This window comes from Shewanella indica, from assembly GCF_033842865.1.
Lineage (GTDB): Bacteria > Pseudomonadota > Gammaproteobacteria > Enterobacterales > Shewanellaceae > Shewanella > Shewanella indica.
This window is the reverse complement of record NZ_JAWXXR010000001.1, coordinates 80,160-106,977: the sequence shown is the minus strand read 5'-3', so window position 1 is coordinate 106,977 and position 26,818 is coordinate 80,160. Positions and strand designations below refer to the sequence as shown.

Annotated in this window: 15 protein-coding genes; 14 read left to right on the top strand and 1 reads right to left on the bottom strand. The window is 54.4% G+C overall.

Annotation, left to right across the window (positions count from 1 at the left end; translation table 11 throughout):
- Positions 1-305 precede the first annotated feature (305 nt).
- The 12 genes from malQ (at position 306) to SIL79_RS00410 (ending at position 21,747) form a co-directional block, all read left to right on the top strand.
- The gene (gene malQ, locus SIL79_RS00465; protein ID WP_319618889.1) at positions 306-2,570 is read left to right on the top strand and encodes a 4-alpha-glucanotransferase; all 2,265 of its coding nucleotides are present in this window, start codon (positions 306-308) and stop codon (positions 2,568-2,570) included.
- On the top strand, positions 2,545-4,815 hold the full coding sequence (glgB, locus tag SIL79_RS00460; protein WP_144361683.1) for a 1,4-alpha-glucan branching protein GlgB: 2,271 nt from the start codon (positions 2,545-2,547) through the stop codon (positions 4,813-4,815). Before malQ ends, glgB begins: the two co-directional genes overlap by 26 nt.
- Positions 4,815-7,178 (top strand): glycogen debranching protein GlgX, encoded by a 2,364-nt coding sequence (gene glgX, locus SIL79_RS00455; protein ID WP_233962726.1) that lies wholly within the window; start codon positions 4,815-4,817, stop codon positions 7,176-7,178. The genes glgB and glgX overlap by 1 nt, the downstream gene beginning before the upstream one ends.
- Positions 7,171-9,711: a glycogen/starch/alpha-glucan phosphorylase gene (locus SIL79_RS00450; RefSeq protein ID WP_233962727.1), complete on the top strand. Its 2,541-nt coding sequence runs from the start codon at positions 7,171-7,173 to the stop codon at positions 9,709-9,711. Before glgX ends, SIL79_RS00450 begins: the two co-directional genes overlap by 8 nt.
- Before the next feature lie 33 nt (positions 9,712-9,744).
- On the top strand, positions 9,745-11,013 hold the full coding sequence (glgC, locus tag SIL79_RS00445; protein ID WP_044733960.1) for a glucose-1-phosphate adenylyltransferase: 1,269 nt from the start codon (positions 9,745-9,747) through the stop codon (positions 11,011-11,013).
- On the top strand, positions 11,013-12,617 hold the full coding sequence (locus SIL79_RS00440) for a glycogen synthase (RefSeq protein WP_319618888.1): 1,605 nt from the start codon (positions 11,013-11,015) through the stop codon (positions 12,615-12,617). Before glgC ends, SIL79_RS00440 begins: the two co-directional genes overlap by 1 nt.
- A gap of 120 nt (positions 12,618-12,737) precedes the next feature.
- Positions 12,738-15,794, top strand: coding sequence for an EAL domain-containing protein (locus SIL79_RS00435; protein ID WP_162207051.1), 3,057 nt, complete (start codon positions 12,738-12,740; stop codon positions 15,792-15,794).
- A 53-nt stretch (positions 15,795-15,847) separates the two neighbouring features.
- Positions 15,848-17,116, top strand: coding sequence for a DEAD/DEAH box helicase (locus tag SIL79_RS00430; protein WP_233962729.1), 1,269 nt, complete (start codon positions 15,848-15,850; stop codon positions 17,114-17,116).
- Positions 17,117-17,214: 98 nt separating this feature from the next.
- Positions 17,215-17,562 carry a hypothetical protein gene (locus tag SIL79_RS00425; RefSeq protein ID WP_052248153.1) on the top strand — a complete coding sequence of 116 codons (348 nt, stop codon included), beginning with the start codon at positions 17,215-17,217 and terminating at the stop codon, positions 17,560-17,562.
- 123 nt (positions 17,563-17,685) lie between these two features.
- A complete protein-coding gene (locus SIL79_RS00420) occupies positions 17,686-18,783 on the top strand; it encodes a CobW family GTP-binding protein (protein ID WP_071476605.1) in 1,098 nt (365 codons plus the stop codon).
- 175 nt (positions 18,784-18,958) lie between these two features.
- Positions 18,959-20,320: an MATE family efflux transporter gene (locus tag SIL79_RS00415; protein WP_039034754.1), complete on the top strand. Its 1,362-nt coding sequence runs from the start codon at positions 18,959-18,961 to the stop codon at positions 20,318-20,320.
- Between the two features lie 137 nt (positions 20,321-20,457).
- Positions 20,458-21,747 (top strand): NAD(P)/FAD-dependent oxidoreductase, encoded by a 1,290-nt coding sequence (locus SIL79_RS00410; protein ID WP_039034798.1) that lies wholly within the window; start codon positions 20,458-20,460, stop codon positions 21,745-21,747.
- Between the two features lie 63 nt (positions 21,748-21,810).
- Here the strand turns inward: SIL79_RS00410 and SIL79_RS00405 are convergent, their stop codons facing one another.
- On the bottom strand, positions 21,811-22,827 hold the full coding sequence (locus SIL79_RS00405) for a LacI family DNA-binding transcriptional regulator (protein WP_071477051.1): 1,017 nt from the start codon (positions 22,825-22,827) through the stop codon (positions 21,811-21,813).
- A gap of 396 nt (positions 22,828-23,223) precedes the next feature.
- Between SIL79_RS00405 and SIL79_RS00400 the strand changes: the two genes are divergently transcribed.
- Positions 23,224-25,857: a TonB-dependent receptor gene (locus tag SIL79_RS00400; RefSeq protein WP_162207049.1), complete on the top strand. Its 2,634-nt coding sequence runs from the start codon at positions 23,224-23,226 to the stop codon at positions 25,855-25,857.
- Positions 25,858-26,261: 404 nt separating this feature from the next.
- Positions 26,262-26,801, top strand: coding sequence for an Mpo1 family 2-hydroxy fatty acid dioxygenase (locus SIL79_RS00395; RefSeq protein ID WP_039034757.1), 540 nt, complete (start codon positions 26,262-26,264; stop codon positions 26,799-26,801).
- The last annotated feature ends 17 nt before the right edge of the window (positions 26,802-26,818 follow it).

The window sequence follows — 26,818 nt, the reverse complement described above, 5'->3', positions numbered from 1 at the left end:
CCCAAGATTGACTTCTGTTTGAACCCCCGTTTTCCCCCTGGTTGCCCATCCCGGCTTTTGTCGGCGATGTCTTGCACTCAATTGGTGAAAGATTGCACACTCTTGAGTCATTGGTGCAACTCATTTACCTTTGCTGCCTTTTGAGAGACGCTCGCCAAGCATCAGGGTTGATTTCATCAAGTTGCTGAATTGAATCATTAAATACTTGTCACTTGGCTGACACACCTCTGTCTTATTGCTGTTATTTTACCCTGGCATGCTATCTGCTCACAGGGAACTTAAGGTGATTGGCGTGGAGTGCTGAGATGGGACTGGAGAAGTTGCTGTATCTGCAAGGGATAGGGGACGGCTTCAGCGATAGCTATGGGCGTTTTTGCCCTACATCGGCCGACACACGCAAACAGATCCTCTGCGCCATGTGTGGCCCTATACCCGAAGATGCGAGCGAGCTTTGGATTGAGCAGCGGATCCATCAGCTCGATGCCGAACCCTGGCAGCAGCTGTTGCCTTCATTTCAATGGTGTTATCTCGACAGTCTCAGTCTGAGGTTCAGACTCGAGGCGCAGTCTTTGCTATCCAAGGCGCTGCAGCTGACGCTGACGAGTGAGCTGGGTGAGGAGTTTGTTGTCAGCTTTTCAGCGGCAGACTGTCCGGTGCGTGGCGATTATCGTATCGGTGAGCGCTGCTATTTTGAGCACGAGCTTAAACTGGACGAGGTTTCCGGTAACTGTGGCATTGCCGCCGGACTTGGCTACCACAGGGTGTCTTTATCCATCATTGAGCGTGATGGCGATGAGCAGCTACTTGCTGTTGGTACCTTGATGGTAGCGCCAAGGCAGGCTTTCCAAGGCGTACTGCAAAAAAATACGGCGCGACAAACCGAGCCTCATCGCAGGCCCTGGGGTGTCAGTGTGCAGTTGTTTTCTCTGTGGCAGGAGGATACTCCCGGCCCTGAGGCAATGGGCGACTTTGGAGCCTTGCTGAAGCTGATAACCCAGCTGGCCCCCAAGGGGCTGGACTTTATTCTGCTTAATCCCCTGCATGCGCTGGCGCTCACCGAGGATGCCTCCTCAAGTCCCTACAGCCCAATAGACAGACGCCGCCTGCACCCCTTGTATATCTCGCCGCTGCTTTGCGCCGAAGGGACGGCACCAATCCGTGATGCTGAATCTTTTGCCGAGCAAACGGCCTTCAGCCCCTGGCTGGACTATGCCCTTGTCAACCGTGATAAGTGTGCCCGCCTCAAAGCAATGTGGCAGCGTTTCAACGCTTTGCCCAAGGATGCTCCCAGGCGCCTGGGCTACGAAGGTTTTGTGCGTCGGGAGGGACTGGCGCTGCAGCACTATGCCCGGGAGCAGGCAAGTTTCGCCACCGGAGACTGGCCCGCAGATGCCAGCTTTTATCTCTATCTGCAGTTTGTTGCCGAAGAGCAGTTGGCATTGTGCCAATCCCGCGCCATAGAAGCCGGCATGAGTATCGGCCTTATCCGGGATCTGGCTGTCGGCACAGTTGGCAGCGGCACTGAGGTGAGTCAGCATCAGAGTCAGTTTTGCCAAGGTGCCAGCATAGGGGCGCCGCCGGATGCCTTTGCGCCCCAGGGGCAGAACTGGGGGCTGACGCCTCTGGATCCCGTCGGTCTCAAGCAAGCGGATTTTAGCCATTTTATTGAGTTGCTGCGCACCAATATGCGCCACAGCGGTGCCATTCGGATAGATCACGTGATGTCGCTGTTTCGTCTCTGGTGGTGGCCGGCCGAGGCCGAAAATCAGATTGAAACTGCAGTCGAAACTGAGTCTGGCAAGCCTGAAGGCGCCTATGTCTATTACCCCTTCGATACCCTGCTGGCGATTTTATTGCTGGAGAGCCAGCGTGCCCGCTGCCTGGTGATTGGCGAAGACCTTGGTCTGGTGCCACCGCAAATCTTAGCGCCGCTTAAGCTTGGCGGGCTGTACTCCAATGAGCTGTTCTATTTTTGCCGTGAGCAGCAGGATTTCCCCGAGTTTGGTGGATTTCGGCCGCCAAATGACTACAAGCCAAACGCCATCATGATGCTGAGCAACCATGATGTAGCGCCGCTCAAAGCCTGGCTGGAAGAAGAAGATCTCAGGCTCAGGCGGGAACTTGGTTTGCTGGGTGCTGAACAATACGCAAGGGAAAGCGATGACCGCCGCAGGGATATTCAGGCTCTTGAAGTTTGGCTCTCGCAATTTTATCCCTTTGAAAACAAGATAAAAGTTGCACTTGAGCCGGACTCTGTCACCTATACCCAAAACGTGATCCACAACCTCGCCGTCACAGTTGCCTCGGGGTGCAGTGCGCTTTTCAGCCTGCCGCTGACAGATCTGCTCGGCGATAAGGTGGCAGTCAATATCCCGGGCACCAGCGCTGAGTATCCCAACTGGCGCCGACGTTATTCGTTGGCCGTGGAAAGGCTCAATGATTCCGAGCTGCTGCAAACCTTGCTCAGGGATATCCGCCGGGTGCGCGAGCAAAGTTGCTGCGCTGAGCCGGAGCGGCTTCGAGCTCAATCAACAGGAGATGCAGATGAAACAGCAAATCGCCGCCAATGAAACCGCGCCGCACTTTAGTGAGCCAAAGCAGGAAAGCCTGGTCCCGGAACTGGACTTTGCCGCCGCCTGCGCCTTGGCCGAAGGGCGCCATGGCGATCCCTTCGCCTGGCTCGGAATGCATCTGGTCGAGCAAAATGGCCGCAGCCGCTTGCTACTGCGCGCCGTGCTGCCCGGCGCCGCCGCTGTCGAGGTGCTGGATGCGAAAACCGGCCGTAAGGTAGCCGAGCTTAACCCTGTCGTTGGCGCCGAGCCCCTGTTCAGTGGTTTTATGGGGCGCAGGGTAAAACCCTTCGACTACAGGCTCCGCATCAGCTATCCCCAGGCCGAGCTGGTGCTGGACGACCCTTACCGCTTTGATGCTTCGCTCGATGAGCAGGCATGTTTTCTCTTCAATGAAGGCAGTCTGCTGAAGGGCTGGCAGTTGCTTGGAGCCAATTGGCTGGAGTGCCAGGGCGAAAAAGGTGTGCGTTTTTGTGTTTGGGCTCCCAATGCCAAAAGCGTGTCTTTGCTGGGGGATTTCAACCATTGGGACAGGCGTCGCCACAGTATGCGCCGCCACCCGGCCTCAGGTCTTTGGGAGCTGTTTTTGCCGCAAATCCAGGGCGGTGAGCACTATAAATTTTTGCTGCAAACCCAGGATGGCAGCTGGCTGGAAAAGGCCGACCCCTGCGCCAGACAGATGCAAGGTGCGCCCCACAACGCCTCGATAGTGCCGATGGCGGAAAGTGATTGGCAGTGGCAGGACAATGATTGGATGGCCGCCAGGGCGCAAAGCACCTGGCACCGACAGGCGGTCAGTATCTATGAGCTGCACCTGGGGTCCTGGCGGCGTAACGGCGAAGGTGGTTTTCTCAGCTACGCAGAGGTGGCAGAACTCTTGGTGCCTTACCTGCAATCTCACGGTTTTACCCATGTGGAATTTATGCCGCTGAGTGAATACCCCTTCGACGGTTCCTGGGGTTATCAACCCGTGGGGCTGTATGCTCCCAGTCACAGGTTTGGCGATCCCGAGGGGCTTAAACTGCTGGTTGATGCCTGCCACAGGGCGGGTATTGGTGTGCTGCTCGACTGGGTGGCGGCGCACTTTCCTTCCGATCCCCACGGCCTGGCGCATTTTGATGGCACTTGTCTGTATGAACATGAAGATCCCCGCCGTGGCCGTCATCCCGATTGGGACACCTTGATCTACAACTATGGCCGCAAAGAGGTGCAGAGTTTTCTGCTCAGCAATGCCTGTTATTGGCTGGAGGAGTTTCATTTCGATGGCCTGCGCCTCGATGCCGTGTCCTCCATGCTCTATCTGGATTACAGCCGCGAAGAGGGCCAGTGGCAGGCCAACGAATATGGCGGCCGTGAGAATTTGGAAGCGATAGCCTTTTTGCAGCAGCTCAATACGCGTCTCTACCATGAGTACCCGGGGATCATCATGATTGCCGAAGAGTCCACCGCCTGGGATGGTGTCAGCCGGGATGTCGCTGCCGGCGGCCTGGGGTTCGGCTTCAAATGGAATATGGGCTGGATGCACGACACCTTGGATTATCTCACCAAGGAGCCGGTACATCGCAGCTATCACCACGGGCAACTGACTTTTTCCCTCATCTATGCCTATACCGAGCAGTTTATTTTGTCGCTGAGTCACGATGAAGTGGTGCATGGCAAGCGCGCCTTGTTGGAGAAGATCCCCGGCGATGACTGGCAGAAGTTTGCCACACTGCGGGCTTTTTACGGTTTTATGTGGGCTCACCCGGGGAAAAAGCTGCTTTTTATGGGCGGCGAGTTTGGCCAGCGACGCGAATGGCAACATGACTTCAGCCTCGACTGGCACCTGCTGCAGTATCCGTCTCATCAGGGACTCAGCGATTGGGTGCGGGATCTTAACCTCTGTTACCGCCGGCAGCCGTCATTGTGGCAGTGTGACGGCGAGCCGCAAGGGTTTCGCTGGCTCGACTGCAACGACAGTCAGCACAGCCTGCTGGCGTTTACGCGTATCGATTCTGACGGCAACATGGTGCTGGTTATCTGTAACTTTACCCCTTGTGTCAGGGAAGGCTATCGACTGGGATTGCCAGAGCCCGGACGTTACCGCGAGCTGCTCAACAGCGACAGCGCATTCTACGGCGGCAGTAATCAAGGCAACGCCGGCGGTATGGAAGCCGAGGTGATCCCCTGGCAGGGCATGCCATATAGCGCGCTGATCCGGGTGCCGCCCCTGGCGAGCGTCTATTTCGCCTTGGAGCGTGGCTGATGCAGATGCTTGCAGGCAAACCCTGGCCTCTGGGCTCAACTCTGGTACATGAAGCCAATGGCGAGCCGGAAGGGGTGAATTTTGCGCTGTTTTCGGCTCATGCAACCCGGGTAGAGCTGTGCCTGTTTGAATTCAAAAATGGCCAATGGCGGGAGTCGGGCCGTTTCGAGCTTATGCCGTCCTCGCAACAGGTGTTCCATGGTTTGCTGCTGGGGGCCGGTGAAGGACTCTGCTATGGCTATCGGGTGCATGGCCCTTATCAGCCTCAGGAAGGGCACAGATTCAATTCGGCCAAGCTGCTGCTGGACCCTTACGCCAGAGCCTTTTGTGGTCGCTGGCAGTATGGGCCCTGGCAACTTGGCTATGCCAGAGTCGATGAGCAGGGCCGGCCATTGGCCGCTGTGTGCCATCCGGGGGGGGCTGAATCCCCAGTACCAGGGACCCCAGAGCGGGAGTCCGGCAGCGGCGGAATAGGTGATGACTTATGGGCCGATCCCTGTGACAACGCCTGGGCCATGCCCAAATGCCAAGTGGTAGCCGATACCCGCTTTACCGGCAAGCGCTTACCGGGCGGCCAATGGCGTAATGAAGTGATCTACGAGATGCACCTCAAGGGCTTCACCGCCGCCATGGCCGGGATCCCCCCTGAGCTTCGCGGCACCTTTGCCGGTTTGGCGCACCCGGTGGCGATAGCTTATCTCAAGTCGCTCGGGATCACCTGTGTCGAACTGCTGCCGGTGCAGGCCTTTCTGTCCGAGCCTTTTCTGCTGGATAGCGGGCTCAGCAATTACTGGGGTTATAACAGCATAGGTTTCTTCGCTCCCCATGGGGCATATTCGGCCTCTGACGATGCCATTGGCGAATTCAAGCAGATGGTCTCAGCCCTGCATGATGCCGGTATCAAACTCGTGCTGGATGTGGTCTTCAATCACAGCGCCGAGGGTAATCGTCAGGGGCCGACCGTCAGTTTTCGCGGCTTGGACAATCTCAGCTACTACCGTTTGCATCCGGCAGATAAGCGTTTTTATATCAATGACTCTGGCTGTGGCAACTGCCTGGATATCAGTCATCCAAGAGTCGTACAGCTGCTGATGGACTCGCTGCGTTACTGGGTCGATATCATGGGGGTGGATGGCTTTCGTTTCGATCTGGCCACCAGCCTTGGCCGTGAGACGCAGGGGTTCAGCAATCGCGCCGGATTGTTCGATGCCTTGCTGCAAGACCCTGAACTGCAGCAATGTGTGCTGATAGCCGAGCCCTGGGACATAGGCCCGGGCGGTTATCAGTTGGGGCAGTTCCCCAATCGCTTTGCCGAATGGAACGACAGATATCGCGATACCCTGCGGCGTTTCTGGCGCGGTGATGCCGGGCTCTTGCCCGAGCTTGCCAGGCGCCTTTCCGGCTCCGGCGATCTGTTTGAACACTCGGGGCGCGGCCCACAAAGTTCAATCAACTTTATCTGCAGCCATGATGGTTTCACTCTGAGAGACCTGGTGAGCTATCGGGAGCGGCACAATCAGGCCAACGGCGAAAACAACCGCGATGGTCACCATGAAAACTTCAGTGCCAACCATGGCGTGGAAGGCGAGAGCAAGGATGCCGCCATATTGGCCTTGAGAGCGCGCCAAAGCCGTAATCTGCTGGCGAGTTTACTGCTCTCCCAGGGCACGCCCATGTTGCTGGCCGGCGATGAGTTCGGCAACTCCCAGAGCGGCAACAACAACGCCTATTGTCAGGACAACCCATTGGGTTGGCTCGATTGGCACAGGGAAGATACTGAGCTCGGCGCCTTTGTTCGCAAGCTTATCCATATCCGCCGGGATTGCGGTTTTTATGACAGCGATGACTATGTTCACACCGATGCCCTCCAGGCTCCCAGAGCCCTGGCTTGGTTTGCCGCCTCCGGCGAGGCCATGACACCCGGCCATTGGGGCGAAGTCCAGTGCCGCAGCTTACAGTTGATGCAGAGCCGTCAGCTCAATAAGAGCCTTCAGCGGGCAGAGAGCCGTCAGCGCAATAAGAGCCTTCAGCTGAGCAAGAGCCATCAGCTGAGCAAGAGCCATCAGCTGAGCAAGAGCCATCAGCCCAATATGAGCCCTCAAGGAGAAAACAAACTTCAGACCGAAGCCCTGCTGATCCTGCTGCATGCCGGTGACAGCAACAGCCATTTTTGTCTGCCATCTCCGCCGCCCGGAGCCGGTGAGCAGTGGCAACTGCTGCTTTCCAGCGAAGCCGGACGGGATGAACAGCAATCCTGCTATCCCACAGCTTCATCTTTCGCCGTTGCCGCCTTCAGTTTTCAGCTGCTGGCCGCAGGTGGCCGTTATCTGTCGTCCTCAGCCAAAGGAGCCAGCCATGACTGACACTTCAAGGAATAGAGTCAAGAGCCGCAGTAAGAGCCAATCGACAACAGCATCAAAAGCCGCATCGCCAATCGCGCCCGCCACTCAACAAGCCCCAGGCCATCTGGCGCACCATGACTGCGAGCCCTGTGATTCACTGCCGGCGGCCTTTGCCAGACAGCTGAGATACGATCTTAACCGCAATGAGCGCAGGCCTCAGGAGCTCTATCAGGCGTTGGCCCTGAGCGTCAAAGAGCAGCTGTTGGACGATTGGTGCGCCAGTCGCAGCCAGGATGCTTTGTACCAGCGCAAACAGGTGGCCTATCTGTCGCTGGAGTTTTTGATGGGCCGAAGCCTGGGCAACGCCTTGCTCAATCTGGAGCTGACCGACGAGTGCCGGGAGATGCTGCAAGGCTATGCGGTAGCGCTTGAAACCCTGCAACAGCAAGAGCATGACGCCGGTCTGGGAAACGGCGGTCTCGGGCGGCTGGCGGCTTGCTTTATGGACAGCTGCGCCAGTCTCGGGCTGGCGGTCACTGGCTATGGCATTCGTTATGAGTACGGCATGTTTGCCCAGCAGATAGTTGATGGTTACCAGCAGGAGCAGCCGGACCGCTGGCTCAGGGATGGCAACCCCTGGGAAGTGCGGGCCTCACAGCACAATGTGACAGTGCCTTTCTTTGGTCATGTGCAGAGTCATGTTGACCGCGATGGCCGTCGGCACAGAGCCTGGGTGGATACCCAGGATGTACTGGCGGTTGCCTATGATATGCCGGTGCCGGGTTATCGCAACGGCCGGGTCAACACTCTGAGGCTTTGGAAGGCCGAGGCCACGGATGAGTTTGACCTTGCCGAGTTCAACCAGGGGGATTACACCGAAGCCGTGGCGGCCAAGAATCTGGCCGAGCAGATCACCATGGTGCTGTACCCCAATGACAGCAGTGAAAACGGTAAAGAGTTGCGGCTGCGGCAGCAGTATTTCCTGTCCTCTGCCAGTTTGCAGGATCTGTTGACGACCTGGGTTGCCAACAAAGGCCGGGACTTCAGTGAGTTTGCCAAGTTTCATGTGCTGCAGCTCAATGATACCCATCCGGCGATTGCGGTGCCCGAGTTGATGCGCCTGATTATCGACGAATATCAGCTGGAGTGGCAAGCCGCCTGGGACATAGTCAGCCACTGCATGGCCTACACCAACCATACCTTGTTGCCGGAGGCGCTGGAGCGCTGGCCGGTGCGTATGTTCGCCCAGATGCTGCCGCGTATTCTGGAGATCATCTATGAAATCAACGCCAGATACCTGGAGTTGGTGGCGCATCACTGGCCCGGCGACGTGTCACGTCTGCGGCAGATGTCCATCATAGAAGAGGGGGATGAGCCCCATATCCGTATGGCCTATCTGGCAATAGTGGCCAGCTTTTCGGTCAATGGTGTGGCGGCGCTGCACTCAAGGCTGTTGACCACAGGGCTGTTTCGGGACTTTTACGAACTCTGGCCGCATAAGTTCAACAACCGTACCAATGGCGTGACGCCCAGGCGCTGGCTGGCTCACTGTAACCCCCGTTTGACTGCGCTCATCAGCAGTCGCCTGGGGCAGGATTGGCTGAGCGACCTAAGATGCCTGACTGCCCTCAACGCCTTTACCTCGGACAAGCCATTTATTGCCGCCTGGCGTGAGGTGAAGCAGGCCAATAAACAGGCGCTGGCCGAGCTGGTGGCGCAGCGCTGCCAGGTGAACTTCGACCCCTCCATGATGTTTGATGTGCAGGTTAAGAGGATCCACGAATATAAGCGGCAACTGCTGAATATCATGCATGTGATCCATCTCTATCAGCGGATTGTCAGTGGCGATACCCAGGGGATGCAACCACGCTGCGTCTTGATTGGCGGCAAGGCGGCCCCCGGTTATGCCATGGCGAAACGGGTGATCAAATTGGCCAACAACGTGGCTCATATGGTCAATGAGGATCCCAGAGTCACTCCTTGGCTCAGGTTTGCCTTTTTGCCCGACTATAACGTCAGCGCCATGGAGGTGATCTGCCCGGGTACGGATTTGTCAGAGCAGATATCCACCGCCGGCAAGGAAGCCTCGGGCACAGGCAATATGAAATTCATGATGAATGGCGCCCTGACCATAGGCACTCTGGATGGCGCCAATATCGAGATGCTCGAAGAGGTAGGTGAAGACAACTTCTTTCTGTTTGGCCTCAATGCCCTGGCGGTGGAGGAGCTCAAGGCGCACTACTGTCCGGCGCAATATATAGCGTCCTCGGCGGCGCTCGGCGGCGTAATGGCGCTGCTTAAAAGTGGGCACTTTAATCTGCTGGAACCGGGGATCTTCGACCCCATCATAGCCGCCATTGAGTCGCCACAGGATCCCTGGATGCTGGCGGCCGATTTTGAAACCTACCGTCTGGCCCAGCTGCAAGCCGCCAAGGCTTATCAGGACCCTCAGCGCTGGACAGCCATGAGTATTCGCAACACCGCGGTCAGTGGCCGCTTCTCCAGCGATGTCACCATAGCCGGTTATCGCGACCATATCTGGGGCGCGCAGTGAGCGCCTTTTTCTGTTAATTGGGAGCACGCTTTTATGCCGAATCCGAGTCCGCGTTATATCAGTAACCTTACCCGTGAAACCTATGCCCTGATCCTGGCCGGAGGCCGGGGTTCCCGCCTCCATGAGCTGACCGATTGGCGGGCCAAGCCTGCGCTCTATTTCGGCGGTAAGTTCAGGATCATCGACTTTCCGCTGTCCAACTGCATCAACTCGGGGATCCGCCGGGTAGGGGTGGTGACCCAGTACAAGTCCCATTCGCTTATCCGCCACGTGACCCGCGGCTGGGGGCATTTCAAAAAGGAGTTGGGGGAGTCGGTGGAGATATTGCCGGCGTCTCAACGGTATTCGGACAACTGGTATCAGGGCACGGCCGATGCTGTGTTTCAGAATATAGACATCATACGTCACGAGCTGCCGCGCTATGTGATGGTGCTTTCGGGCGATCATATCTACCGCATGGATTACGCCGGTCTGCTGGCCGCTCATGCCGAGTCCGGCGCCGATATGACGGTTTCCTGTATGGAGGTGCCGGTGGCCGAAGCGGCCAACGCCTTCGGGGTGATGGAGGTGGACAGCAGCAACCGTATTCTGGGGTTTGAAGAGAAACCGGTCGAACCCAGGCCCTTGCCGGATAACCCCGAATCCTGCCTGGCATCTATGGGCAACTATGTGTTCAATACTGAGTTTCTGTTTGAACAGCTGAAAAAAGATGCCCAGAACGCCGATTCCAACCGGGATTTCGGCAAGGACATTATCCCGGCCATCATAGAAAAGCACCGGGTCTATGCCTATCCGTTTCGCAGCGCCTTTCCCAACGAACAGGCCTACTGGCGCGATGTGGGAACTCTGGATTCTTTCTGGCAAGCCAATATGGAACTGTTGTCGCCGACGCCGGCACTCAATCTCTATGATGCCAAATGGCCCATCTGGACCTATCAGGAACAACTGCCGCCGGCCAAGTTTGTGTTTGACGATGATGACAGGCGCGGCATGGCGCTGGACTCTGTGGTTTCCAGTGGCTGCATTATCTCTGGTGCCACTGTGCGCCACTGCGTTCTCTTTAATGAGGTCAGGGTTTGTTCATACTCAGAGGTGGAAGACTCGGTGATCCTGCCCGATGTGGTGGTGTTGCGTCATTGCCGGATTCGCAAGGCTATTATCGACCGGGGCTGCATTATCCCCGAGGGGATGGAGATAGGCTTCAACCATGACCACGACAGGGCCAAGGGTTTTCGGGTCTCGGAAAACGGTGTGGTGCTGGTGACCCGCGACATGTTGGGACTGCCTGTGGGGTACGAATAATGGTGGCGAAAGCAAAACTGCAGGTGTTGATGTTGGCAGCGGAAAATGCCGCCCTGGCCGGCGCCAAAGTCGGCGGTATGGCCGATGTGCTGGCCGAGTTGCCTTTGGCGCTGCAAAGCCAAGGCGTGGCGGCGCATATCATAATGCCGGACTATGGTTTTTTGGCCAAGGAGCAGGGGGCCGATTTTCTGTGCGAGTTTGAATTTGCTTTCGGCGCAGGCAACACCCGGGCGCGGCTGTATCGTATCGCCAATCCGGCGGTTCAGCCTGACTCTCAGGGGTTGTGGATCTATCTTCTGGCCCATGAAGGTTTTTGCAGCGTTAAGCGTGAAGTCTACAGCCTGGATGGCCCTGAGCGCCCCTTTGCCACAGATGCAGGCAAGTTTGCCCTCTTCGGCGCTGCTGTTGCGGCGGCGCTGAAACAGGGATTATTGCCGCTGCCGGACAGGTTTCACCTGCACGACTGGCACTGCGGCGGTTTTGCCATGTTAAGAGCACTGGATCCCGCCTACTGCGGCCTATCAAAAGTGCCCTGTGTTCTCAGTATCCACAATCTGGCGATGCAGGGGGTGCGGCCGCTTGCCGGCGAGGCATCTTCCCTGGCGGCCTGGTATCCCTGGCTGTTGGCCGAAGGGGCAAATCCCAAGCTGCAACTGGCGCTGGATACCCGCTACCCCGGGTGCATCAATCCGCTGCGGGCGGCGATTCAATTCAGTGATGTTATCCATCTGGTCTCGGCGACTTACGCCAAGGAAGTTCTGCGTCCGTCACAGCCTGAACTGGGCTTCTTTGGCGGCGAGGGATTGGAGGCTGAGCTGCAGGCCAAAGCCAAGCTTGGCCAGGTGTTCGGCATTCTCAACGGCTGTGACTATCAAAAAGGATTACCGCTTGCTGCCGGCAAGCGGCGGCAACTCAAGCTGCAACTGCCCAAGATAGCCACAGAGGCATTATTGAGTAAACTCGGGCGCAGCGATGCAGTGACGCCGGCCGATATGATTACCCAAATCCGTTTGGGGCAGATATCTGAGTCGCCGGGAATGCTGCTGACCTCGGTTGGCAGGCTCACTGAGCAGAAGTTACTCTTGCTGTGTCATTCCTGGCAGGGCAAAACAGTGCTGGAAGAGCTGCTGCTAAGGCTGGCGCAGTTCAGCGACAGCGCCTGTTTTTGGCTGCTCGGCAGCGGCGATGAGCAGATAGCGGCACTCTTTGGTCGCATCGCCGCGAGTAACAGCAATTTTCGCTTTATCAATGGTTATCATCAGGAGCTGGCCGATGCCCTCTATCAATGTGGCGATCTGTTTGTGATGCCCAGTTCTTTTGAGCCTTGTGGTATCAGCCAGATGCTGGCTTTGAGAGCAGGCCAACCCTGTTTGGTGCATGCCACAGGTGGGCTGGCCGATACCATCAGTGACGGTGACAATGGCATGGTATTCGCAGGGATTGGGCTGGATGAACAGGCCAAGGCGCTGCTCGACGCCCTGTCCCGGGCCTTGGAGCTCTATCCCACTGCCAACTGGAACGCCCTTAGAAAAAGGGCCTCCGCCAGTCGCTTCTTATGGCAAGACAGTGCCCAACTATATTTGAAGTTGTTATATGACGCCTAAATTTTCGGCAGTAATGAATACTGCGCCGAGGTAAGCGCATAAATTAGTCAGGTTTCCAAAGGTGCTCTGCTACACTAGACCTGTAGATTTCTTCTTTGTTATTCACAGGCTTGGGAATAGATGGAACAGAGCATTTTCCTTCCTTTGGCACAAAATGCCGCTTTTCTGCTGGCATTGGTATTTATTTATGATGCGATTCCCAGACAACAACAACGGGACTACTTCCTGCTGTGGCGCTTGTTAATAGGCGTCATTATCGGTGGTATCTGTATTGCTTTGATGCTCACTCCCTGGAGCTATGAGCCGGGGATTTTCTTCGATAGTCGCTCTGTACTTTTAAGTATTTCAGGCCTGTTTTTCGGCGGTTTGCCAACCCTGATAGGGTGCAGTATTGCAGTCGCTTTTCGTATTTATCAGGGGGGCGGCGAAGGTGTTTGGATTGGCGTGGGAGTGATTCTCTCTAGTGGTTTGCTTGGTCTACTTTGGCGCAGGCGACGCAAACAGTCCCTCGCCGATATCGGCTACCCGGAGCTGGCCGGCTTTTCCCTGCTGGTGCATCTGGTGATGCTGGCCTGGATGTTGCTGCTGCCCTGGGAAACCGCCAAAGGGGTGCTTGCCAGTATCAGTTTACCTGTACTGACTTTGTTCCCACTCACCAATGTGTTGCTTGGGCGCTTGCTGTCGCGGCGACTGGAGTTTGAGCGCGACAATCGCATTCGGCTGCAGGATGACTTTTTGTTTCGCTCCCAGTTCAATATCGGCAATATAGGGATTTCGATTACTGCGCCGGATCAACATTGGCTCAAGATAAACCCCCATATGAGCAAAATGTTGGGTTATACAGAGCAGGAACTGACGCAATTGACCTGGTCTGAAATGACCCATCCCGATGATTTGCCCGCTGATATGGCGCAATTCAGGCGGATGCTGGACGGTGAAATCGACGAATATGAGATGGAGAAACGTTTTATCTCCAAGGCTGGTCATTATGTTTATACCCATATGACTGTGGCCTGTCAGCGCCATCATCAACAGGTGCAGCTGGTGATTGCCGGTTATATCGATATCACCTCGGCCAAGTTGGCTGAGCAGGCGAGTGCCGCCAGTCGCGAACAGTTGGAACTGGTGTTGCAAAGCGGTCAACTCGGCTTCTGGGATTGGGATCCCATCAAGGATACAGTAGTGCGTAACAAACGCAGCGCCGAGATCCTTGGTTGCTCGCTTGATAACCTCAATGATAACAAACGTCTGTGGCTAGATGGTATTCATCCCAAAGACAGAGACTGGGTGCTGCGTTCTTTGGATGATCATCTGGCCGGAAAAACAAAGCAGCACCAGGTGCAATACCGGCTGATCCGCCCGGATGGAGAGTTGCGTTGGGTACAGGACACCGGCAAGGTGGTTAGCCGTGATGAAAAAGGACGGCCGCTTAGGGTTTGCGGTGTACATGTGGATATTACCGAGCAAAAACAGCAGGAAGCTTCCCTTAAACTGGCGGCGTCCGTCTATGAAAACTCCAGTGAGGCGATGAGTGTGCTGGATGAAGTCGGCACTATTATGACGGTTAACTCGGCATTCAGTGCCATCACGGGATATCAAGCGGAGGATATTCTTGGCAGCAACATAGACATGCTCAAATGTGACGATCATGGAGAAGTGTTCTATCGTGAACTAAGTCAGGCGCTCGGGCATAAGGGGCGTTGGCAGGGCGAAATGTGGCTTCGTTGTTACGATGGCCGCAAGATAATGATCTGGCTCAGCATCAACACTATTCATAGCACGGATGATACGCCGCTGAGAAGAGTGGCGCTGTTTTCCGACATTACCGACAAAAAGCAGAACGAGCGTCTCATCTGGCGTCAGGCCAACTATGATGCCCTCACGGGCTTGCCAAACCGACGTATGTTCACCGAGCACCTGGGCAATGAAATTCGCAAGGCTGTTCGTCATCAACAAAAATTTGCGCTGCTGTTTCTGGATCTGGATTTTTTCAAGGAAGTTAACGATACCCTGGGCCATGATATGGGCGACCTATTGCTGGTGGAAACCTCAGAGCGACTGCAGACCTGTGTCCGTGAATCCGATGTGGTGGCCAGGCTTGGTGGCGATGAGTTCACTCTATTGCTCTCGGATGTGCAGGATCATAACGGGGTTGAGCGGGTTGCCAATCATATCCTCAGTAGTCTGGCCGAGCCCTTCAAGTTGGGCGATGAGACCGCCTTTATCAGTGCCAGCATAGGTATTACCCTTTTCCCAGATGATGGACAAACGGCTGAATTGTTACTTAAACATGCGGATCAGGCCATGTACGCCGCCAAAGACCAAGGCCGTAACCGCTTCAACTATTTCACCGCCTCAATGCAGGAATACGCCAGATACAGGATGCGGCTTATTCAGGATTTACGTCAGGCTCTTGAACGAAATGAATTCGAACTCAGGTTCCAACCTATAGTCGAGCTGGGCAGCGGTCGGGTGTTCAAGGCCGAAGCCTTGCTGCGCTGGAATCACAGTGAGCGCGGCAGTGTCTCGCCGGCAGAGTTTATCCCTATTGCAGAAGACACTGGGTTGATTTTCGATATCGGCAACTGGGTGTTTGAACAGGCGGCGCGTCAGAGTGCCGCCTGGCGCAAGGCCTATGGCCGCGAGGTGCAGATTAGTATCAATAAGTCGCCAATCCAGTTTCGCGACGAGGGTAACCGTTTTGCCGAGTGGCTGGAGCTGTTGGCAAGTCTTGAGGTGTCCGGCTCCGGGATCTGTATAGAGATAACTGAAGGGTTGTTGCTGGATGCCAAAATGGGGGTCAGTGATAAGTTGTTGGCCTACCGGGATGCCGGCATTCAGGTGTCGTTGGATGACTTTGGTACCGGCTATTCTTCCTTGGCGTATCTGAAGCGGTTTGATATCGACTATCTCAAGATAGATCAATCGTTTACACGTAATTTGGAAACAGATGAGAGCGATTTGACTCTCTGTGAAGCCATCATAGTGATGGCGCACAAACTGGGGATGAAGGTAATAGCCGAAGGGGTGGAGACTGCCGGTCAGGCCGAGATCTTGACTCGTATAGGTTGTGACTATGCTCAGGGGTATCTGTATTCCCAGGCATTGGATATCGAAGGCTTTGAGCAAAAATATCTTGGTAAGCATCAGGTCATCGGCAGTGGAAAAGTCAGCTGATAACTTGTGTTTGCGCTATACTCGCCGGCCTTTTTATGTTTCAGGTGTTGAAGATGCAGTTTTCTGAAACCCAGCTGCCGGGAGCGCTGCTCGAAGCCGTTGCCCAGTGCGGCTATCGTGAGCTGACGGCGGTGCAGCAGCAGGTGTTGCCGGCGGCATTGGCCGGGCGGGATATTATGGCTTCGGCCCAGACAGGTACAGGCAAAACCGCGGCCTTTGGTTTGCCGCTGTTGGCCGCCTTGATTGATGAGTGGCAGCAACTGGGGCTCGCTGAGCCTGAGTATGGCGCCGCGCCTAGAGTGCTTATCCTGACACCAACCCGCGAGCTGGCACAGCAGGTGGCAACTCAGTTGGATAAATATGCCGTCCATACGCCATTTCGCATTCTGGCCATTTTCGGCGGCGCCAACTTCAACCCTCAACGTAAGGCGATAGCGGCCGGTATTGAAGTGCTGGTGGCGACGCCGGGGCGGTTGTTCGATCACCTTAGCCAAGATCATCTCAGGCTGGATAAGGTTAAGACCCTGGTGTTGGATGAGGCGGACCGCATGTTGGACCTGGGGTTCTTACCGGATATTGAGCGTCTGGGGCGCTATCTGCCAGCCGGGCATCAGACCATGTTGTTTTCGGCGACCTTCCCCGAGGAGGTCAAGCGCCTCGGGCATAAGTTGCTTGATAAGCCAGAATGGTTTGAAGTGGATAAAGAGCGCCGAACTCAGGCGCAGATCCAGCAAAAGGTGTATCCGGTAGACTATCGCCGTAAAGCCGAGTTGCTTGCCGAGCTTATTGGCCGCAACAACTGGCAACAGGTGTTGGCCTTTGTCAGTACCAAGGAGAGCGCCGAGCAGTTGCAGCAAGAGCTGAAACTCGACGGTATCAAGAGCGCCTGCTTTCACGGTGACAAGACTCAGGGCGCCCGCAGCCGTGCTCTGGCGCAGTTCATCGATGGTGAGATTCGGGTATTGGTAGCAACCGATGTCGCGGCCCGAGGCCTGGATATTCCGGCCTTGCCAAGGGTTATCAATCTCGAGCTGCCATCCCAGGCTGATGACTATATTCATCGCATCGGCCGCACCGGCAGAGCCGGGCGCAGCGGCGAAGCCATCTCTTTGGTGAGCCCGGCCGAAGAGCAAAAACTGGCTGAAATAGAAGCCTTGCTCGGTTACAAGCTGCCAAGAGAAGTACTGCCGGGTTACGAGAGGGGCGCGCCGCTGCCGGAGCGCTACTCGCAGTCAATAGAGAAGCCCCGACATGCCAAGACTCACAGGGGGCATAAACCCGGTCGCAAGGGCCAGGCTCCGAAAGGGCCAAGGCGCAGATAGATTAAAAAAGCCTGCTATACTCAATGCGTTGCCTTAATAAGCCGTCGGCAGCGCAGCCCCCTTAGCTTAAGGAATAGTAAAGGTATCAGGAGATGAGTATGTTGCGAAAATTAGTGATCTTGCTGTGGTTGAGTATGCTTGTGGCTTGCAGTTCTACCCCCAAAGATTGGTCCGGTATGAGTTCAACCGAGATAGCCTCCTGGAAAGAGGCCGGCTTTGACTCCCGAAGCGCCCAGCAGTGGCATGTTGCCGGTTTCGATGCCAAAGATGCCGGCGCCTGGCAGGATGCAGGCTTTAAACTCCAAGATGCCAAAGAGTGGCACTTGCAGAGTTTCTCGGCGGCCGAGGCCAAGGGTTGGCGCGCCAGTGGTTTTGAGCTGGACGATGCCATTGAGAACCGTGCCAAAGGGCTGACACCGATAGTGGATCACGAACTTAAACCTTAAGTCAGGTTTACAGAAATGGGCGCTATTGGCGCCCATTTTGCATCTGTTTACAATTTCCAGCTAACTCTTTCCCTGCTTGGGTTACACTCTGTTGCCTCAATGCTGTAAGGAATGGAGTCACAGATGATCCTTAAACCCGTCGCCACCAATCTGATAACCGGCTTTCTCGGCTCAGGCAAAACTACCTTTATCAAAGCGCTGCTGGCCAATAAGCCCGCTGGTGAGACCTGGGCGGTATTGGTCAATGAGTTCGGTGAAATAGGAATAGATGCCGGCTTGATGGGGCAGAGTGACTCAGGCGTTGTGATACGAGAAGTACCCGGTGGCTGTTTGTGCTGCGCCGCCGGGGTGCCGACTCAAGTGGCGGTGACCCAGCTGCTGGCCCGGGCCAAACCCGACAGATTACTGATAGAGCCCACCGGCCTTGGACATCCCAAAGAGATTTTGAAAATCCTAAGCTCGAAACAGTTTGCCGAAGTGCTCAGCCTCAAGGCCAGTATCTGTCTGTTTGACCCGCGCAAATTCAGTGACAGGCGTTATACCGAACATGAGAACTTTCTCTCCCAGCTGCAGATAGCCGATATCCTGCTGGCCGGCAAGCACGACCTCTGGCAACACCAAGCGCCAATGGCTCTGCCTGGGGATAGGCCGCAAAGTGATCCGGGGAGTGATCAGCTAAGTGAACAGATAGCCGCCTTTATTGCCGCTCAGCAACTGGAAGGGGAGCTGTTTTACTGGTCCAAAGAGCAAAAGCTCAGCGATGAATTGTTGCGAGCGCTGGCTAAGCCGGCAAAGGCCAATTTGAACGTTAAAGCCACACCCATAGGCGCCGGGCTGCTGCGGCAAAATGCCGGTGTGTTTGCCATCAAGCCACTTGATGCCGACTCACAAAGCCCCGAAGCACCCGAGTGGGACGCTCGCGGCATAGTGTTCAAGAGTAATAAAGGCGAGGGCTGTTACAGCTATGGCTGGATCTTTGCTTCGGATTGGCTGTTCGATCTCGAGCGCCTCTATCGCTGGGCCAAGGCACTCGATGTGGTGCGGCTAAAAGCTGTGATGATCACCAAAGACGGCATAGCGGCACTCAATATGCTCGACGGTGAATTGAGTGTTGAAGAGCTCGATGATGCCATGGATTCCAGACTGGAAATCATCAGTCGCGCCCCCTTGCAGCCTGAGTCTTTGGAGCAGCAACTGCTTGCCATCAAAGTCGCCGAATAACTGCCTGTTCAAGGCGGTGGCATCCTGGCTGATAACTCGGGTACAATCCGCCATTCACTTTTCTAAGGTGATTAATTTCGGAGCGCTAATTTGAAAAGAGGCCGAGTAGGTGCCTCTTAATATGGCCTCTGATATCGAACTTATGGTTTAACACCTTCGATGTTGAGAAAGCGTCATGACCCAAAACAGCGTCTCCCAGACTGAGCAGGATCTCGCCTTACTGCAGCAGCCGGTCAGTAAACTCTTTTGGCGTTACACAGTCCCCACAGTGATGTCCATGTTGGTGACCGGAATTTACGTCACAGTAGATGGGATGTTTATCGGCCATTACCTGGGAGAAACAGGTCTCGCGGGTATTATGCTGGCTTACCCTGTGGGCGCCATTCTTTATGCGATCGGTGCGCTTTTGGGCATGGGCGGCGCCGCGCTTATCTCCATCAATCTTGGCCGCGGTGATGTCGCCAGGGCCAGAAAAATTCTCGGCAACACCTTTAGTCTTTGCCTGTTGAGTGCGCTGGTAGTGTCGCTTGCCGGAACCATGTTGACCGACGATATTCTGCGCTGGCTGAAAGCCGAAGGTGAGGTCTATGAAGGTGCCTACCAATACCTGTTCTGGTACTTTGCCTTAGGTATTTTCCCCATTATCTCCATGGCCTTCTCGGCGCTTTTGCGTAATGACGGTCGCCCCAGTTTCGTCACCTGGATCCTGGTATTTGGAGGTGTGCTCAACACTCTGCTGGATTGGCTGTTTATTGTGGTCTTTCCCTTCGGATTGACCGGTGCCGCCATTGCTACCATGTTGTCCCAGGCGGTCACCGGCGGCCTGTGTCTGCAACATTTCTTTGGCAAGCGCACCCGGCTTAATATCGACTGGCAGCAGATGAAATTGAGCCTGGAGCTGGTTTGGGAAATCGTTAAGTTGGGGATGCCCAGTTTCCTGATGAATCTCTACCTGTCGATTGTCTTGACCATGCATAACATGGCGCTGCTCTGGACCGGCACTTCGCTGCATGTGGCCGCCTATGGCGTGGTGAGTTATACCGAGGCCCTGTTCTATTTTGTGTTTGAAGGCATAGCCCTCGGCACACAACCCATTCTCAGCTTCAATGCCGGTGCCGGTCAATATGACAGGGTCAAGCAGACTGCCAAAATGGCATTTTCCGTTACCTTAATCTGCGCCTTGCTGGGATTGGTGCTTATCTACAGCCGCCCGGAATGGATGGTGTATCTGTTTGCCGGTGACAACCCGACCCTGGCCCCGGTTGCCATTGAAGGCATGTATCTTTATTTCTGGGGCTTGCCGATGGAAGGTTTGATTTTGGTGGGCGCCAGTTTCTTCCAGGCCATCAATCGTCCGGCCGAGGCCTCGATACTCACGGGCAGCAAGTTGCTGCTGATAGGCCTGTTCCTCTGGGTATTTGCCTGGGCCTTTGGGGTGCCGGGCGTGTGGATCTCCTTGGCGTCCTGCAGCAGCCTATTGTGCCTGTGGATGTTCTACAGCTTAAAGCGCACCAAGGTGGCATTACACCAACCTTGAGGGACAGGAAATGATGGCAAATATTTACCTGCATCAGTGATATATAAAGAAATATTAATTTAGAACTCGGGTTATTTTTGAGCGGGATCATGTTATAAAAGACTATCTTGCATTAGTTCATACTCTTGGGGGAATTTGTGACCAGTAAGCGGATTTTAATTGTGGGCGGCGGCGCCGGAGGATTGGCGCTGGCATCCAAGCTGGGACGCAAATTGGGCCTGAAGGAAGAGGCTGAAATAACCCTGATAGATAAGAGTCCGGTACATATCTGGAAGCCCAAACTGCACGAAGTGGCCGTTGGGGTGATAGATCAATCAGTAGAAGGCTTGCTGTATCGCGACCATGGCCTGAAAAATGGCTATCGCTTTCTGCGCGGTGAAATGCTGCAATGCGATCCTGAGGCCAAGACTATCACTCTGGCGGGTGTCAGTAATGATGACGGCGAGCAGATTATCGCCGAGCGTGATTTACCCTATGATTATTTGGTGATCGCCATCGGCGGGGTGGCCAACAGCTTCAACACCCCGGGTGCCAAAGAGCACTGTATCTTCCTCGACAGCCTCGACAGTGCCAATCAATTTCACCACAAGTTGCTGGACAACCTGTTGCTGCTGGATGAAACCAGTGAAAAGCTCAGTATCGGCATAGTGGGCGCCGGCGCGACCGGAGTTGAGCTGGCCGCTGAGTTGCATCATGTGCTGGACTCGGTCAAAGAATACGGTTACCTCAATGTCGACAAGCATCATCTGGAAATTCACCTGATTGAGGCGGCGCCCAAGATATTGCCGGCATTGCCGGACAAGGTGAGTTCCAGAGCCCAGTCTGTGCTGGATCATATCGGGGTTCGCTTGCATATTGGGGTGCAGGTCAAAGAGGTGACCAAGCAGGGGTTTGTGACCCAGGAAGATGTGCTGATCCCTGCCGGACTCAAGGTGTGGGCGGCCGGCGTCAAGGGGCCGGATGTACTGCAACAGTTTGATAAGTTGCCGGTCAATAACCGTAATCTCATCGAGGTAGATGCCTGTATGCGGGTCAAGGGCCACAAGGATATCTACGCCTTGGGTGACTGCGCCTTTTTGGTGCAGGACAACGGCAAGCCTGTGCCTCCCCGGGCCCAAGCCGCATCACAGATGGCGGAAACCCTGTATAAAAATATTCTCAACCGTTTGAAGGGCAAGGCAGAAAATCCTTTTGTTTACCGCGACTATGGTTCATTGGTGTCACTGAGCCGTTTCTCGGCGGTGGGCAATCTGATGGGTAACCTGAGATCCGGCTCTCTGTTTATTGAGGGTTATGTGGCGCGGATGATGTACATGTCCCTGTATCAACGCCATTTAGCGAGTTTGTACGGTTGGTTTTCGGCGTTGGTGTATCGTCTGGCGCAGCGGCTGCTGAAGTGGCACAGGCCCAAACTCAAGCTGCACTGATAAAGTGATTTTGAATCTTATCGTAAAGGCGCTCTGTAGAGCGCCTTTTTAGTGGCTGGAATTTCAGCTTGCTTGCACCCTGGCGCTCGAGTCTCTGATAACCGGCTCTGGGGTAAAGATTTCACTGCGAACGCTCTGTTCACGGCGATTGGCAATCAACAGTTCGGTAGCTATCTGGGCAATCTTGCCGTTGGGCTGATGCACTGTGGTCAACTTGGGCCAGGTTTGGCGTGAGAAGGGGCTGTCCTCAAAGCCGACAATCGAGAGCTCGGTGGGAATATCCACCCCTTCCAGCCTGGCGGCAAACAGGGCACCGGCGGCGATTTCGTCGTTACAGGCTACTATGGCGCTGGGCCGGTTAGCCTTTTTGAGCAGCTTTTTGGCACCCTCAACTCCGGATTCAAACGAGTATTCACCCTCGACAATCAGCTCGGGAGATTCGTCCAGGCCGTTGTCCCTCAAGGCCTGACGATAACCTTCGAGACGCTCTTTGGTTGATTGGTGCTGATAGTCGCCGCTGAGAAAGGCGATTTGCCTATGCCCGAGATCGATAAGATGTTGGGTAATGGCCACGGCGCCGGATCTGTCGTTAACCAGTACCGCCAGCCCGGTATCGGCCAGCACTCTGTCACCGGCCATGATGCGAACATAGTTGGCGCCTATGGCATCCAGGGCGGAAAGTACCTTGGGATCTTCCGACAGCGGCGGCGTCAGTACCAGTCCGGCCAGGCGGGCATGTTTCACCATGGTGGTCAGCTGTTCACAAATACCATCGGCCTTGGCATCACAGGGATGGATCAGCAGCTCATAGCCCTTGTCCCGACAGGCGGAGAGAATACCGTTCTGCATATCGATAATGTAGTAGGCGTTGGGGTTGTCATAGACGAAGCCTATGACATAGGAACTGGTGGCAGCCAGGTTGCGGGCAGCTAAATTGGGCTGGTAATTCAACGCTTTGATTGCAGCATTGACCTTGTCGATAGTGGCCTGTTTAACCGAAGGCTCATTATTGGTGACCCGGGATACTGTCTTGATGGAAACGCCGGCATATTTAGCCACGTCATTGATGGTTACTTTCATTCAACTTAGTCCGAGATATCAGGCGAATACTCACAGCCAGCAGGGGCCGGAAGCGGCATGGCCGCTGTCGAGCATCTTATACTGCTGACTTTTAATCAGTTTGGCAACGCAGAATTTAGCCATGATTTAGTCTGGGACTTAATTTGTTTCCCGCTACAGTTGACATGCTTGGTTGTATAAAACTCTGCCTGAACAGTTTTTGACCAGCTTAAAAATCTGTTTTACCCCATTAACACAGCAATATGACAGTTTTTGTTTGCTTTGTGGTTATTTTGTTGTGGCAAGGCTGTTAATTATTGTGTAATGTTTGTTCCTGAACATGACAGCGTTGTCATTCCCTTGGAGGGAATGGTTATGGCAACAAAAAAGATAATAAAGTGATGGAAGGGAAACGAGATGAAAACATCTACCTTTAAGAAAACTGCCCTCGCTGCAAATATCGCTATCCTTCTTGGGGGAGCGGTATCTGTTGGCGCGCTGGCTGCCGAGGCAGCAGATAACAACAGCAACGAAACTGCCAATATTGAAAAAATTGAAGTCCGCGGCATGCGTGCCTCGATGAAGGCTTCGGTGAATACCAAGCGTTTTTCTGATGCCGTAGTCGATGCGGTAACTTCAGAAGATATTGGTAAATTCCCCGACAGTGATGTGGGTGAGTCTCTGGGACGTATTCCAGGGGTCGCCGTTAACCGCCAGTTCGGTCAGGGGCAACAGGTTTCTATCCGCGGCGCCTCGGCGCAGCTGACCAGTACCCAGCTCAATGGTCACTCTGTGGCTTCTACCGGTTGGTTCGATCAGCAGGCCATCGACCGCAGTTTCAATTACACCTTGCTGCCACCCGAGATGGTGGGCTCGATTGAAGTCTACAAATCGTCCCAGGCCGATATTGCCGAAGGGGGGATTGGCGGCACTGTTATCATCAACACCCGCAAACCGCTGGATTTGGATGCCAACTCGGTGTTCCTGAGTGCCAAAGGGGATTATGGTAGCGTCTCGGAAGAGATAGATCCTGAAGCCTCCGGCCTCTACAGCTGGAAAAATGAAGATGAGAACTTCGGTGTGTTGCTGGCAGGTTCCTGGAGCCAGACGGACTATCAGCGTAATGGTATCGAAACCCTGCTTGGCTGGGGGGAGATAGTGCCAACCACTTTCCAACAGGATCGTGAGCGCACCGCAATCAACCTGGTGTTGCAGCATCGTCCTACCGACAGACTGGAACTGGGGCTCAACTACATGAATCTGGAGTTGGACGCCAACAACGCCAACACCTCCATCTTCCTGTTCCCCACACAACGAGGCGACTACACCTGTGAACAGGTCAATGCCGCCGGTGTTTGTACCAAGATAAACCACAGCGATCAAGGCGGTTTTGCCTGGGCACAAACCTGGGCCCGTAAGGCGAGCATGAGCTCGGATACAGTGGATTTCAACTTCAACTATGAAGCGGATAATTTCACAATTGAAGGTCGCATTGGTCGCACCGAAGCCGAAGGTGGTACCGACTTGACTGCCAACTATGGTAACTCAATCGGTGTCCCGGCTGACTTTGCCGGTATTTATGATGCCACCGGCGATAAGATCAATATCGATATCGCCAACAAGTATTTTGAGGCCGGTGACTTTAACGACCCATTGGCCACTGCCGGCTGGGCGCTGAAGAAGCAGCCCAACACGGATGAAGAAACCTTCGCTCAGTTGGACTTCAACTTCCCGGTTGCCTGGGGCGCTATCAGTGCCATCAAGACAGGTGTGAGTTATGCCGATCATGAAGTCACCCAGATGACAGATAAGGCGATAGTCAATGATGCCAAGGTTCTGACCAAAGATGCTTCTGCCTACTACAATGGCACCATGTCATCCGGCGCCGGTTTCACTCTGCCTGAACCGATATTTGATGCCATGATTGCCGATGCCTATGCCGCCATCGATGGCTTTACTATAGACAAATCCGGTTATGGCACCATCCAGGAGGAGAACCTGGCCCTGTACGCCATGGCTACTTTTGCCGGGGAAGGATTCCGCGGTAACTTCGGTTTCCGTTATATCTCGACCGATATTGAGTCCGACTATTATGCGCTCAACAAACAGGGGCAGTTTGCCGATGACCTGAGCACAGACAAGTCCAGCTATAACGACGTATTGCCGAGCGTTAACATCGCCTTCGACTTGAGCGAGGATGTGATACTGCGCGCCTCTGCCGCTCAGGTGATCTCTCGCCCCAACTACGCCGAGCTGTTTGCCACCTCGACCCTGCCGGGTTACAACGATGGCACACCTTATAATGAAAAACTGGTGCGTGGCAGTGTGGCGCTGGATCCATTCAAGGCGACTCAGGCCGACTTGAGTCTGGAGTGGTATTTCAGTGATTCGGGCCTGTTTGCCGCCACTTACTTTATCAAGGATGTCAGCTCCTTTATCACCACCAAACAGAAGCTGAATCAGCAGATAGGTATTGAAGATCCCAACCTGGTAACCGAAGGTAAAAGTTCTTGTGGCGTAGGTATCTATGACTGCTGGACTGTGAGTGAGAAGTACAATGCCGACGGCGGCAGCATAGATGGTATCGAGCTGCAGCTGCAGGACTCCTTCGACAACGGTTTGGGTTACTCGGTGAACTATACCTTTGCCGATGCATCCTCTCCGGCAGAAAACTATCCTGACCGTGTGGGCGTGTTCTCTGACTCATCCAAGCATACCGTCAACCTGGTAGGTTACTATGAGATGGACGACTTCAGCGCTCGTCTGGCCTATAACTGGCGCTCTGAGTATATGATGCGCGAGCTGCCTGGCTTCTATGGTAACCGTCAGCACGAGTCTTACGGGACCTTGGACCTCAGTGCCAGCTACTCGGTAACCGACTATTTGGATATCACCTTTGAAGCGGTCAACATCACCGAAGAAGACAGCATACAGACGGGTGTTTCCCCAATTAGTGCAGAGGATGTGATCAGCGAATTCAAGGCCGATTACCCAGTGTGGAGCTTTGAAGGCGAAGCCAGATATAAAGTAGGCGTAGCCCTGCGCTTCTAAGTACAGCTCTTTATCTTCAATACCAAAGCCGACCTTAGGGTCGGCTTTTTACTCTTTATTGTTCAAGGTTTTCATCCTGCCATTTTGCGGCGTCAGGATGAGCTATCTCTGATGACAGAGGAGTGACTGATTTAGTTAATGATAGTGATGATGGATTATGGTTTCAGAGTTAAAGCAGACAAAGTTACTTGGATAGCTTTGTGCAAGTTGTTCAATGATGGGGAGTCATTGTCACCTAGGAGGTGTTGCGTTAATCTCAAACCATTAATTGGCCTTAATTGTCTTTGATAATTGGTGGCTCAAACATAAGTAAGCATTTGCCATGAGCACTGTGGCACATTACCCAGGCACTCGAGGTCCCTGCTCGGCGGGAGGAGAATAATAACAAAACCAAGGAGAGCATTATGAAGTCGGCTGTTGAACAGTTGTCCACTTACAAGAGTGTGCATCTGAACCCCACCAATATCAAAAGCCATTTTATTGGTATCCCTTTGATTATCTGGTCAGTATTTTTAATGCTGTCACTGTGGCGTCTGCCTTTTGCTGACGGTACGTTCAGTATAGCCATGCTACTGGCTGTCCTGGTCATGGCCTATTACATCAAGTTGCATTGGCGTTTGGCGCTGGGACTGGCGCTGTTTATTCTGCCGGTTATTCTGACAACCGAATGGCTCTATACTCAAGGCTATGCCAGTATCTGGTTGGGCATAACAGTTTTTGTTTTAGGTTGGATATTCCAGTTTATAGGTCACAAGTATGAAAAGGCCAAACCTGCTTTTATTGATGATCTCAACCAACTGCTTATTGGCCCGTTTTTCCTGATGGCCGAAGTGTTTTTTATGCTGGGACTGGAAGATGAGTTGGATCGCACCATTACCGCGATCGCTCGGGACAAACGTCGGGCACTGGAAGCGGCCAAAAGGGCAGCCAAAACTGCCCAATGACTTAGTTCAAAGCAAGT

Coding starts and splice junctions, on each gene's coding strand:
- glgX (WP_233962726.1), top strand. CDS start 4,815: ATGCAGATGCTTGCAGGCAAACCCTGGCCTCTGGGCTCAACTCTGGTA.
- SIL79_RS00405 (WP_071477051.1), bottom strand. CDS start 22,827: ATGAAAGTAACCATCAATGACGTGGCTAAATATGCCGGCGTTTCCATC.
- glgC (WP_044733960.1), top strand. CDS start 9,745: ATGCCGAATCCGAGTCCGCGTTATATCAGTAACCTTACCCGTGAAACC.
- SIL79_RS00420 (WP_071476605.1), top strand. CDS start 17,686: ATGATCCTTAAACCCGTCGCCACCAATCTGATAACCGGCTTTCTCGGC.
- glgB (WP_144361683.1), top strand. CDS start 2,545: ATGAAACAGCAAATCGCCGCCAATGAAACCGCGCCGCACTTTAGTGAG.
- SIL79_RS00415 (WP_039034754.1), top strand. CDS start 18,959: ATGACCCAAAACAGCGTCTCCCAGACTGAGCAGGATCTCGCCTTACTG.
- SIL79_RS00435 (WP_162207051.1), top strand. CDS start 12,738: ATGGAACAGAGCATTTTCCTTCCTTTGGCACAAAATGCCGCTTTTCTG.
- SIL79_RS00395 (WP_039034757.1), top strand. CDS start 26,262: ATGAAGTCGGCTGTTGAACAGTTGTCCACTTACAAGAGTGTGCATCTG.
- SIL79_RS00440 (WP_319618888.1), top strand. CDS start 11,013: ATGGTGGCGAAAGCAAAACTGCAGGTGTTGATGTTGGCAGCGGAAAAT.
- SIL79_RS00425 (WP_052248153.1), top strand. CDS start 17,215: ATGTTGCGAAAATTAGTGATCTTGCTGTGGTTGAGTATGCTTGTGGCT.
- SIL79_RS00450 (WP_233962727.1), top strand. CDS start 7,171: ATGACTGACACTTCAAGGAATAGAGTCAAGAGCCGCAGTAAGAGCCAA.
- malQ (WP_319618889.1), top strand. CDS start 306: ATGGGACTGGAGAAGTTGCTGTATCTGCAAGGGATAGGGGACGGCTTC.
- SIL79_RS00400 (WP_162207049.1), top strand. CDS start 23,224: ATGAAAACATCTACCTTTAAGAAAACTGCCCTCGCTGCAAATATCGCT.
- SIL79_RS00430 (WP_233962729.1), top strand. CDS start 15,848: ATGCAGTTTTCTGAAACCCAGCTGCCGGGAGCGCTGCTCGAAGCCGTT.